General features: G+C 61.2%; 9 protein-coding genes and 2 pseudogenes. 2 read left to right on the top strand and 9 right to left on the bottom strand.

What is annotated here, in order from left to right; genetic code table 11:
• The 4 genes and pseudogenes from G5358_RS18495 to G5358_RS18510 form a co-directional block, all read right to left on the bottom strand.
• Positions 1 to 279, bottom strand: a pseudogene (locus G5358_RS18495) (aspartate-semialdehyde dehydrogenase); the annotation flags it as partial.
• A 361-nt stretch (positions 280 to 640) separates the two neighbouring features.
• Positions 641 to 1948, bottom strand: a complete 1308-nt coding sequence (locus G5358_RS18500; RefSeq protein ID WP_421324670.1) for a D-amino acid dehydrogenase — start codon at positions 1946 to 1948, stop codon at positions 641 to 643.
• A 154-nt stretch (positions 1949 to 2102) separates the two neighbouring features.
• Positions 2103 to 3623 (bottom strand): cryptochrome/photolyase family protein, encoded by a 1521-nt coding sequence (locus tag G5358_RS18505; protein ID WP_421324667.1) that lies wholly within the window; start codon positions 3621 to 3623, stop codon positions 2103 to 2105.
• Entirely contained in the window at positions 3623 to 3787 is a 165-nt protein-coding gene (locus G5358_RS18510; RefSeq protein ID WP_080741246.1) for a DUF2256 domain-containing protein, read from the bottom strand. The genes G5358_RS18505 and G5358_RS18510 overlap by 1 nt, the downstream gene beginning before the upstream one ends.
• 460 nt (positions 3788 to 4247) lie before the next feature.
• Between G5358_RS18510 and G5358_RS18515 the strand changes: the two genes are divergently transcribed.
• Positions 4248 to 5633 carry a tryptophanase gene (locus tag G5358_RS18515; RefSeq protein ID WP_421324668.1) on the top strand — a complete coding sequence of 462 codons (1386 nt, stop codon included), beginning with the start codon at positions 4248 to 4250 and terminating at the stop codon, positions 5631 to 5633.
• Positions 5634 to 5777: 144 nt separating this feature from the next.
• Here G5358_RS18515 and cdd read toward each other — a convergent pair whose 3' ends face one another.
• From cdd to G5358_RS18530, 3 genes are all read right to left on the bottom strand, one after another.
• On the bottom strand, positions 5778 to 6662 hold the full coding sequence (gene cdd, locus G5358_RS18520) for a cytidine deaminase (RefSeq protein ID WP_005345271.1): 885 nt from the start codon (positions 6660 to 6662) through the stop codon (positions 5778 to 5780).
• A gap of 197 nt (positions 6663 to 6859) precedes the next feature.
• Positions 6860 to 7546 carry an LrgB family protein gene (locus G5358_RS18525; RefSeq protein ID WP_227094596.1) on the bottom strand — a complete coding sequence of 229 codons (687 nt, stop codon included), beginning with the start codon at positions 7544 to 7546 and terminating at the stop codon, positions 6860 to 6862.
• Positions 7543 to 7899: a CidA/LrgA family protein gene (locus G5358_RS18530; RefSeq protein ID WP_005333279.1), complete on the bottom strand. Its 357-nt coding sequence runs from the start codon at positions 7897 to 7899 to the stop codon at positions 7543 to 7545. Before G5358_RS18530 ends, G5358_RS18525 begins: the two co-directional genes overlap by 4 nt.
• A gap of 164 nt (positions 7900 to 8063) precedes the next feature.
• Here G5358_RS18530 and G5358_RS18535 point away from each other — a divergent pair, with 164 nt between their 5' ends.
• Complete coding sequence (locus G5358_RS18535; protein WP_421324669.1) at positions 8064 to 9773, top strand: glycoside hydrolase family 36 protein; 1710 nt, start codon at positions 8064 to 8066, stop codon at positions 9771 to 9773.
• A 78-nt stretch (positions 9774 to 9851) separates the two neighbouring features.
• Here the strand turns inward: G5358_RS18535 and G5358_RS18540 are convergent, their stop codons facing one another.
• Together G5358_RS18540 and G5358_RS18545 are read right to left on the bottom strand one after the other, a co-directional pair.
• Positions 9852 to 10352 carry a hypothetical protein gene (locus G5358_RS18540; protein WP_167569808.1) on the bottom strand — a complete coding sequence of 167 codons (501 nt, stop codon included), beginning with the start codon at positions 10350 to 10352 and terminating at the stop codon, positions 9852 to 9854.
• A 155-nt stretch (positions 10353 to 10507) separates the two neighbouring features.
• Positions 10508 to 10684, bottom strand: a pseudogene (locus tag G5358_RS18545) (exodeoxyribonuclease I); the annotation flags it as partial.

The following is a 10684-nucleotide window of genomic DNA, read 5'->3' on the forward strand; positions in this document are numbered from 1 at the left end:
GTAGCCCTGCCAGCCTGCGGCTTTCAGGCGCGGATAGACATCCTTGGTGTAGTCGCCGCCCTGGGCGGTGATGATGATATCCTGCTTGGCCAGCGCCTCGATATCGAAGGCGTCCTGCAGAGTACCGGCATCGACGCCGAAGTTGGGTGCGGCCTCACCGGCCTGGGAGGTGGTGAAGAATGTGGGTTGAATATGGGCGAAATCCTGTTCTTCCTGCATCCGGCTCATCAGAACCGATCCCACCATGCCACGCCAACCGACCAAACCTACTTTTTTCATAATGTCCTACCCTGGATTGCTGCTAAAGAAACTCGCGGTGACACCCGTAACCCCTTGTCTGGCGACGCCTGTTTACAAGCGGTTTACAGGTCATTTAAAAAATATGCGCTGCGAAAAATGCGTCTATCCACATTACGGATTGTGGCGGCTTGCGCAAGTCGAATTGCGCAATATTCTGTGCCGTTTGCTGCATTAACCGGCAGCCAGAGCACCGCTCAGGTAGACGGGGAGGGAGAAGGTCAACATCAGACGAAAAGGCCACCGTTTATGGCGGTGGCCTGTCAATAAAGCGGTTGAGGACGTCCTCTGTTGTTGTCTGAGGGCGTAGTTGGCGAGTGAAACAGCCCGACCGGTTATGCGCTTAGCCGTAACGGGCCAGGGTGAGCCCTTCATCGCTGATGGCGGGTTCGCTGCCGCTGATAAGATCGCACAGAAGCTGACCCGAACCGGCCGCCATGGTCCAGCCCAGGGTGCCGTGGCCGGTATTGAGCCAGAGGCCGGGAATGGGGCTTGGCCCCACCAGCGGGGTGCCGTCCGGCGTCATGGGACGCAGGCCGGTCCAGAACTCTGCCTTGCTGATATCGCCCCCTGCGGGGAAGAGATCGCCCACCACCATTGCCAGAGTGTCGTGGCGTCTCGGATTCAAGGCGAGGTTGTAGCCCGACAGCTCCGCCATGCCGCCGACCCGGATCCGCTCGTCAAAACGGGTGATGGCCACCTTGTAGGTCTCGTCCAGCACGGTACTGCGCGGCGCGGCCTCGGCGTTGATCATCGGCAGGGTGAGGGAGTAGCCCTTGACCGGATAGACCGGCAGCTCCAGCCCGAGCGGGCGCAGCAGCGGCCGCAGAAAACCGGTGGCATAACTGCCGAGCGCACAGACGATGGCATCGGCGCGATAGCGCTGCTCGCCCGCCCGCACCGCCACGGCGCGGCCGCGGGCTTGCTCAATCTCGTCGATATCGCAGTTGAAGACGAACTTGACCCCGAGCTTCTCGGCTTCAAGGGCAAGGGCCTTGGTGAAGCGGAAGCAGTCGCCGGTCTCGTCGCCGGGCAGGCGCAGGCCGCCGACGATTTTGCCGCGCACCCGCGCCAGCGCAGGCTCTGCCGCCTCGCAGCCGCTGGCATCCAGCGACTGGTAAGGGACGCCATACTCCTCCAGCACCTCGATATCGCGCTGACTGGCATCGAGCTGGGACTGGCTTCTAAACAGTTGCAGGGTGCCGAGCTGGCGCCCTTCGTAATCGATGTTGAGCTCGTCACGCAGTGCCTTCATACAGTCGCGACTGTATTCGGCCAGACGCACCATGCGCCCCTTGTTGGTGGCATAGGCGGTCGGGGTACAGTTGGCGAGCATTCTGAGCATCCAGCGTAGCTGGAAGGGGTCGGCAGTGGGGCGCACGGTGAAGGGGGCATGCTTTTGCAGCATCCACTTGGCGGCCTTGAGGGGAATGCCGGGGGCCGCCCAGGGGGCCGCATAACCCGGGGATATCTGCCCGGCGTTGGCATGGCTGGTTTCTAGGGCGACGCCACCTTGTCGCTCCAGCAAGGTCACCTTGTGACCCGCTTTGGCCAGATACCAGGCGCTGGTTACCCCAATTACGCCGCCACCGAGAATCACTATCTCCATATCGTCTTTCCTTGACTGATCTCCTGATGTGGCCACCACCATAATCAGCCGCCACAGGATATTCAACCGCTCTGCGCAGGATTGGGATCTCCGTCTGCTTGCCTGTCACAAGCTGGTGTTTGGTGCGATGGAGAGCCTGATTGCCAGCGTAAATCGCTGCGCTGTTTTCAGGGCTGTGTCAGGGGGTATGGCCCGCTTACAGCTGCTCCAGCTTGATCAGGTACTGCTCCGCCGTCGCCAAAATGGCCTGCTGTTGTTCTGCGGCTTGGCCATCCCAGTTGGCATAGGGGAGGGCGAGGCGGGGATTGCCGCCCAGTTTATCCCGATTGCGCCAAAGAAAGTGCCAGTAGAGGCTGTTGAAGGGGCAACTTCCGTCGCCGTGGCGGGCTTTGACCTGATAGTGGCACCCCTTGCAGTAGTGGCCCATCCGCTCGAGATAGGCGCCGCTGCTGGCGTAGGGCTTGCTGCCCATCAGGCCGCCATCGGCAAACTGGCTCATGCCGCGGGTGTTGGGCAGCTCCACCCACTCGATGGCATCCACATAGATGCCGAGATACCACTGATCCACCTCGTCAGGATCAAGCCCCGCCAACAGGGCAAAGTTGCCGGTCACCATCAGCCGCTGGATATGGTGGGCGTAACCGTGCTCGAGGGACTGGCCAATGGCGTGTCGCACGCAGGCCATCCTGGTTTCGCCGCTCCAGAAGAAACCGGGCAGCGGCCGGTTGGCCCCGAGAAAATTGATCTGCTGATAGCCCGGCATCTTTTCCCAGTAGAGGGCGCGGACAAACTCGCGCCAGCCGAGGATCTGGCGAATAAACCCCTCCACCTGTGCCAACGTGATGGTGGCCTGATTGGCCTGCCAGTGGGATTCGGCGGCCCGAATCACCTCAAGCGGATGAAGCATTTTGCTGTTGAGGGAAAACGACAGTCGGCTGTGAAACAGACTCCAGCCCCGCTCGCTCAGGGCATCCTGATAGCGGCCAAAGTGGGGCAGGCAGTGGGCCAGAAAATGGGCCAGCAGCTCGCGACTCTGGCGCCGGGTGATAGGCCACGGCAGTTTGCTGGCATCTGCCTCGCCTATGGTGCTGACCCCGTGGCGGGTCAGCATGGCATCAATCTCGATCACCTCGTTGGCAAAGGTGAGGGGCGCCGGGATGGGCTGGCTCGCCGGCAGCTTGGCGCGGTTCTCGTCATCAAAATTCCAGCGCCCGCCAAGGGGTTGGCCGCACTCATCGAGCAGCACTTGGTATTGCTTGCGCAGGGCGCGGTAGAAGAACTCCATCCGGCTGTGGGGGTAGCGCTGCCAGCCATCGCGGGGGGTGAGAAAATGCTCGCTCTCCACCTCGGTGGCAGGGATGGCCAGGCCCGCCGCCCAGCTTTTCAACTGGCTGGCAAGGCGCCACTCGTCCGGGCTCTGCCAGGCAAAGCTGCTGGCCTGATGTGCTTCGAGTTGAGCCTCCAGCAAGCTGGGCAAATCGGGCCAGCGGGCGCTCTCATCCAGGGTCAGGTAACAGACGCGGTGGCCCGCTTGGGTGAGGGCTGCCGCGAAGGCGCGCATGGCGGCAAAGAAGGCCAGCACCTTCTGTCGATGGTGGCGGCAGTAGTCGGTCTCCTGACGTAGTTCCGCCATCAGATAGCAGACCGCCGGATCCGGGGTGCGAAACCAGCTGTGACCGGCGTTCAGCTGATCGCCGAGAACAAGGCGCAGCTCCATCAGACTCGCTCCCCCTCAGGTTGCTGGCTGCGGTGACGAGCGTGGCGACAGCGTTCGCTGCAGTAGCGAACCTCCTCCCAGCTGCGCGCCCACTTGCGCCGCCAACTGAAGGGGCGCTGGCAGACGGGGCAGATCTTCTCGGGCAGATGGGGTTTGCGATGCATGATGGCTTCCGGCCTTGGCTGATGGGGGATGTGGCGTGTGGGTAGGGAGAATAACGAAGCGGGAGCGCGGGCGGATCAACCTCGCTGCCGGTTTGCCGCGCAGATGCCCACTTTGTGAGCGGGCGCACAGCCCGTCGGTGCGCCCCTTGTTTGCCAATTAACCAGCCGTTAACGTGGCGAGGCTGCCCGTTGGCAGCATCCATCAATGGATCTTGTTGGCCACCGACTGTCTACAACCGATATGGAGGGGAGTGATGCCAATCATGACAGCTACGCCCCGGGCAGCTTGCCTGCTCGCCCACTGGTATACCCGGGATCCCATTCTCACCTTCGACTTTCCTCACCGCTGATTGGCGGCACCCGCCGTTTGAATTTGTCAGCCGGACGACCCCGATCGCCCCGGCCTCTTTGCCAATCCCGATTTCAAACACACTGGCCTAGCGCCGGTGAGGAGTATTTTATGCGTCGTATACCCGAGCCGTTTCGTATCAAGATGGTCGAGCCCATCAAACAGACCACTGGCGCCGAGCGCCGCACCGCCCTCGAGGCCGCTGGCTGGAACCCCTTCCTGCTGCTGGCCGAAGATGTCTATATCGACCTGCTGACCGACAGCGGTACCGGTGCCATGTCCGACTGTCAGTGGGCTGGCATCATGATGGGGGATGAGGCCTATGCGGGCAGCCGCAACTTCGTCGAGCTGGAGCGCACGGTGCGCGAGATTTTTGGCTACCAGCATGTGATGCCCACCCACCAGGGGCGCGGGGCCGAGCAGATCCTCTTCCCCGAGCTGGTCAAGCGTTGCAAGGGCAAGGCGCCGGTCTTTATCTCCAACTACCACTTTGACACCACCAAGGCTCACGTGGAGTTGGCTGGCGCGCGGGCCATCAACCTGCTCAACCCGAAAGCCCTCGACACCACGGCGCCCTACGCCTGGAAAGGGGATTTTGATCTCCCTCGCCTGACCGACACCATCGAGACCCTGGGGGCCGACAACGTGGCCGGCATCATCATCACGGTCACCTGCAACAGCGCCGGTGGTCAGCCGGTCTCCATGGCCAATATGGAGGCGGTTTCCGAACTGGCCCGTCGCCACCATATTCCGGTGGTGATCGACGCCGCTCGCTTTGCCGAGAACGCCTGGTTTATCAAGGAGCGGGATCCGGCCTATGCCAAGCACAGCATCAAGGAGATAGTGCGCCAGATGTTCGCGTTGGGGGACATTTTCACCATGTCGGCCAAGAAGGACGGACTGGTCAATATCGGCGGGTTGTGTTGCTTTAAAGAGGATCTCGACCTGTTCCGCGCCGTGCAGGTGCGCTGCGTGGCGATGGAGGGGTTTGTCACCTACGGCGGCCTCGCCGGGCGGGACATGGCGGCGCTTGCCATCGGCCTGCGTGAGGGGATGGATGAGGAGTATCTCACCTACCGCATCAGTCAGGTGGCCTATCTCGGCGAGCGGCTGGCCGAGGCGGGCATCCCGATCCAGACCCCCACCGGCGGCCATGCGGTCTTTGTCGATGCCAAAAAGCTGCTGCCCCATATTCCGGCCGAGCAGTTCCCAGCCCATGCGCTCGCCTGCGAGCTCTATCTGGAAGGGGGCGTGCGCGGGGTGGAGATTGGCTCCCTGCTGCTGGGGCGCGATCCCGCCACCGGCAAGCAGGAGGCGGCGGACTTTGAACTGCTGCGTCTTACCATTCCGCGCCGGGTCTACACCCGGGATCACATGGACTATGTGGCCGACTGCCTGATCGCAGTGAAAGCGCGGGCCAGCGACATTCGCGGACTCACCTTTGACTACGAGCCGCCGCTGCTGCGCCACTTCACGGCGCGGCTAAAACCGGTCTGATCAGCAATCGGTTATACGGGGTGATCAACCGCGCCAAGCCGTGAGATCAAGGGCTGCCCCCGATTAAACGGCCAAGTAAAAAGCCCCCGTACCAAGGTGCGGGGGCTTTCGTTTATCGACACAAATATCGACACAAAGCCGGGATCAAACTGCCTGATACTCCAGTTCGACCGAGCCCAGCGCCTTGAGGGTGGACTGGGCGGAGTCACGCTGGCTGATCTGGCCGTTTTTATTCTCCAGCAGCACGGCGCGGCGGATGGTGGCGAGATCTTCGCCGTTAAGCACCGCATGGGCACAGGCCATCTGCATCGGTGGCAGGCTGGGGTTGAAGGCGGCGTTCTCGGCGTAGCGGCCAGAGAAGATGCGGCCATCGGCAAATTGCAGCGCCACCGCGGCATAGCCCTGGCTATAGGGGGCATAGCTTTGACGGGCGGCGGCCAGCGCGGCTTGCCACAGCGGGTCTTCGCTTTGAAGCTCAAGCTCTGCGTGATCCTGCGGGCTCATCAGCGCATCCGTGATGTCGAGGTCCGCTGGGCCAAACGAGTGGGGCAGGAAGGATTGCAGGGCGCTCAGGTCATCGGGCAGAGAGACTTTCAGGATCTTGGCGGTGCTCAGCTCGTTCATGAACTGACGGCAGTGGCCGCAGGGGGTGTAGTTGACGGTGATTTCGCTGATCCCGGTCTCGCCACCCAGCCAGGCGTTGGAGATGGCGGACTGCTCGGCGTGAACCGAGTGGAACAGACCTTGCCCCGCAAACTCCATGTTGGCACCGAAGTACCAGCTGCCGCTCAGGCCGCAGGCGATGGCACCGACGTAAAACTTGGAAATGGGTGCTACCGAGCAGGCAGCGGCCAGCGGCAACAGGGCGAGGCGCAGGGCGCGATCGTCAAGACCTGTGGCGGCTTTCAGGGTGGCGACTTGCTCCGGCGTGAAGCGGGCGTTGAAGTCGGCACTATCCAGCATGGGCTGCACGGCTGCTTTGAGCGGGGCAGAGAGGGTATCGAATGGCTTGGCAAAACGGGGATGCATAGTGTGTCCTCAAAGGCCAATTGGGCGGCCATTGTAGGGAGCAAGCTCGGGTAAATGTGTGAGCAGGCTCACGCCCTGACGGGCAAACGGAGGGGGATGGTAATGGAAACGTTTGTCTTGTGCAAATTGTGCGGCAGGTCGCACCCCGAGAGGCCAGCAGGCCCCCCGGAATGGTCAACAGGTGGTCAATGGGGTCATCAGATCAGCCAGTGATAGATGGCAAACAGCAGCGGGGCGACGGCCGCGGTGAGGATCCCGCATACCACCATGGCGAGCGAGGCAAAGGCGCCCTGGGTGATCCCCTTCTCGGCGGAGGTGGCGGTGCCGATGGCGTGGGCACAGGCTCCCATGGCGAGCCCTTGCGCTTCCGGGTCGGTCACTTTCAGCAGTTTGAGCAGTGGATAGCCGATCAGGGCACCGACAATCCCCACCACCACCACCACGGCGGCCGCGATGGCAGGAATGCCGCCAATGGACTGGCTGACGCTCATGGCGAGCGGGGTGGTAATCGATTTGGTGGCAAGCGAAGCAAGTAGTGCCGGATCTATGTCCATAAAATGACCGATCAGCAGGGTTGTGCACACCGAGATCAAGACGGAGGCGAGGGTACAGATTAGGATGGGCTTGAGCTTGGCCTGGATCTGGCGCGCCTGTTGATAGAGCGGCAGCGCCAGCGCAACTACTGCGGGCTCCAGCAGCATGGTAATGGGGCTGCTGCCGCGCTCGTACTGCTCAAGGGGCAGATCAAACCAGAGCAGCAGGCCGATGATCACCGCGGTCGGCACCAGCACAGGGTTGATGATGGGCCAGGGCAGGCGGCGATAGAGGGCACGGGTGGCGAAATAGAGCGCCAGGGTCAGAGGGATCGCTAGCCAGAAGATCATTTGTTCATCCTCTGGTAGAGCCGACCGACGGTTGCGAGGATCAGCACGATCCCGAGCACGATGCAGAGCATGATGACGCCGAAGGATTGGCGCAGGGGCTCAAGCCAGGCCACCAGTCCGACTGCAACCGGCACGAACAGCACGCCCATGTGGCGCAGCAGCAAGCCTGCCCCCAGCTCGACCCAATGCAGCTTGATCAGTTGCAGGGAGAGCAGCACAAACAGCAACAGCATGCCGATGATGCTGCCGGGAAAGGCGAAAGGCAGGATGGCTGCCACGGATTTGCCTGCCAGCAGGCAGGCGACGATGACCATAAAGTCACGAAAGTACAGCAAGGCGCGTTGCGCGATCACGTGAACCTCATCGACTGGGAAGAAAAATCGCAGTTTACCAGAGAGGCCGGGTCGCGGCATTAAAACAATAACAACTGAAATCAGTTCGTTTGAAGCTGATTTGTATGCAGATTATCTGTTGAACATTGTCTGATAGAACCCTTTTCGAACTACAAGGAGTAGTGATGACATCCCTCTTGTCCCGAGTTCGCCAGCTGGCGAATGATAATGCGTTGCCACCCCATCTGCTTCAAACCCGTCAGTGGGAAGGGCCCCTGTGTCGGGTGCGACTCGACAACACCGGCGCTGATGCCACTCCGGTTGACCGCTGGGTGCTGTTTGACGGCAAGCTTGGCCTGCCGGTGGAGAGCGCCATCTATGGCGAAGGATTCCAGATGCTGGCCCAGACCATGGGGTGCTGGCAATCACCGCAACATGTCGGCCGTTGCCCCGATGCCAGCGTCTATCGCATCACCGATGACAATGGCTACCACACCATCCACAACCTGTTGCTGGTGGAGCATGGCAAGGGGTGGCTGCTGCTCGCCTTTGCCAGCTGCCACCGTTTTGGCGGGGAGTTTCGCCTCTATCCCGATGGTTGCTTGCAGATCCTGATGAACTGCGAAGGGCGAAAACTTGCGGCTGGTGAGCATTGGCAGAGCGAGGCGCTGATCTGCCTCGAAGGGGCTGAGCGCGAAGATCTGCTGGCTGAGCTGGCACGGCTGATCGAGGCCGAGCATGGTTCGCTGATCGGTAAGGTGAGTGAGCGCCCGAGCGGCTGGTGCTCCTGGTATCACTACTACGCCGAGGTAAGTGCCGCCGACATTCGCGAGAATCTGCAGGTGCGTGCCGAGCGTTTCCCGGCCCTGCGTTACGTGCAGATCGACGACGGCTATCAGGCTAAAATGGGCGATTGGCTCACTCCATCGGCCAAGTTCGAGCAGGGCGTTGCGGCACTGGCTGCGGAGATCAAACAGGCTGGCTGCGAGCCCGCCCTCTGGGTCGCGCCCTTTATTGCCGAACCCGGTTCACAGGTGTTTCAGGAGCATCCCGACTGGTTTGTGAAGGGGGATGACGGCTTGCCGCTGCCCTCCGAGCGGGTCACCTATGGCGGTTGGCGCTGCACCCCCTGGTATGTGCTGGACGGCACCCACCCCGAGGTGCAAGCGCACCTTGAGCAGGTGTTCCGTACTTTGCGTGAGCAGTGGGGCATCCACTACTTCAAGCTGGATGCCAATTTCTGGGGCGCTATCCACGGTGGTCGTTTCCACGATCCGGCCGCCACCCGGGTTGAAGCCTATCGACGCGGTATGGTGGCCATTCTGCGTGGTGCTGGTGAAGGCGCTTTCCTGCTCGGTTGCAACGCGCCCATCTGGCCCAGCCTTGGCCTGGTGCACGGCATGCGGGTGAGCGATGACGTGGAGCGCAATGGCCACCGCTACCGCCAAATTGCCCGTGAAGCCTTCTGCCGCGCCTGGCAAAATGACAAGCTCTGGGCCCTCGACCCCGACTGCATTTGCCTGCGGGATCTACCGAGCCAGCAGGCAAGCCAGGCGGATTACAGTTTCCATCTGGCAGCGCTGGTGGCAAGTGGCGGCATGATGCTGGCCGGTGATCGGCTGCAGGATCTCGATGAGGAGCAGGCGGCGCACCTGCGCAAGCTGCTGGCGCTTTGTGCGGCCCGGGCACCCTCTGCCCGCTTCGAGTCGATGGATTTTGCCTGCGGCGAAGTGAGCCTGCCTGAGGGGGGCACCCTGCTCTGCTTGTTCAACTGGGAGGGGCAACCACAGGAGTTTCTGTTGCCGGAAGGGGGAACTGATTTTTGGCAGGGGCAGGCAGTCGGTACGGCTGTGACCCTGCAAGGGGGCGAAGGGCGGGTGATCCACTACACCTGATCACAGCGTCACCATAAACAATTCAGGCTCCATCACGGAGCCTGAATTGTTTCAATCAGCGGTTATCAGCCACGTTTTTCAGTAACGCCACTCAAAACCGATGGCGTATTTGGCGGAGCCATAGCCCGGTATATCACTGCCGGAGGCGATCGCCTTGAGGGTTAGCAACGGGGTGATGGGCACCCCCAGACCAAAACCGATGGCCAGCTGATCATTGGGGTTCCCCATCAGATCGACCCGCATCACCCGATAAAGGGACATATCCTCGCTCAGGTGCATATAGGCTTGCGAAGCTCGGTTATAGACCTGACCAAACACCTCCAGCTGGAAACCTGATTGGGCGCTGATGGCCAGCGGTACCCCGACAAACTTGTAGAGATGGGAACCGTTGAAGTAGCTGTTGGTGATCAGGGGAGTGAAATCAGTCTGCTGATAAAGGGTGTTGAAGTTCTGTTCTACGATGCGATAGGTCTGCTCGGGCAGGCGAGCAAGATAATCCGGTACATCGAACCGGTATGCGGCGTTGGCTGCCAGCGGCAGCAGGGCCAGTAATCCGAGCAGTGCGTGGTGACGAGGCATCAGCAAATGGCTTCCGTTCGGCCAAAGAGATCTCTTGCTTGGGAGACATCCGCTCAGGATGTTGCAAGATATTGGTTTTTGGGGAAATCCCCTTCGTCATTATGACCTGAAGAAGGGGATGGGCGGGAAGGATTTATTGTGAAACTACTCACAACTCATAAATCTTCCAGATAGTGATAAAGACTCTTTAGAATCGCAAAGTTCCGTTCGTTACTCTGGTTCTGCTCGGCCAGCGCCTCGAGACGGGGCACATAGTCCGGCAGACGGCGGCTGAAGTAGTCGCTGCAGTGCAGGCGCCAGCGTTTCTGCTCTGCTTCGCTCAAGGTGTGTGG

Source organism: Aeromonas sp. 604176 (genome assembly GCF_049170755.1).
In the GTDB taxonomy this organism is placed as follows: domain Bacteria; phylum Pseudomonadota; class Gammaproteobacteria; order Enterobacterales; family Aeromonadaceae; genus Aeromonas; species Aeromonas veronii_A.

Excerpts from the sequence above, each read along its gene's own strand:
- G5358_RS18515 (WP_421324668.1), top strand. The coding sequence starts at position 4,248 with ATGCGTCGTATACCCGAGCCGTTTCGTATCAAGATGGTCGAGCCCATC.
- G5358_RS18510 (WP_080741246.1), bottom strand. The coding sequence starts at position 3,787 with ATGCATCGCAAACCCCATCTGCCCGAGAAGATCTGCCCCGTCTGCCAG.
- G5358_RS18535 (WP_421324669.1), top strand. The coding sequence starts at position 8,064 with ATGACATCCCTCTTGTCCCGAGTTCGCCAGCTGGCGAATGATAATGCG.
- cdd (WP_005345271.1), bottom strand. The coding sequence starts at position 6,662 with ATGCATCCCCGTTTTGCCAAGCCATTCGATACCCTCTCTGCCCCGCTC.
- G5358_RS18500 (WP_421324670.1), bottom strand. The coding sequence starts at position 1,948 with ATGGTGGTGGCCACATCAGGAGATCAGTCAAGGAAAGACGATATGGAG.
- G5358_RS18505 (WP_421324667.1), bottom strand. The coding sequence starts at position 3,623 with ATGGAGCTGCGCCTTGTTCTCGGCGATCAGCTGAACGCCGGTCACAGC.
- G5358_RS18540 (WP_167569808.1), bottom strand. The coding sequence starts at position 10,352 with ATGCCTCGTCACCACGCACTGCTCGGATTACTGGCCCTGCTGCCGCTG.
- G5358_RS18525 (WP_227094596.1), bottom strand. The coding sequence starts at position 7,546 with ATGATCTTCTGGCTAGCGATCCCTCTGACCCTGGCGCTCTATTTCGCC.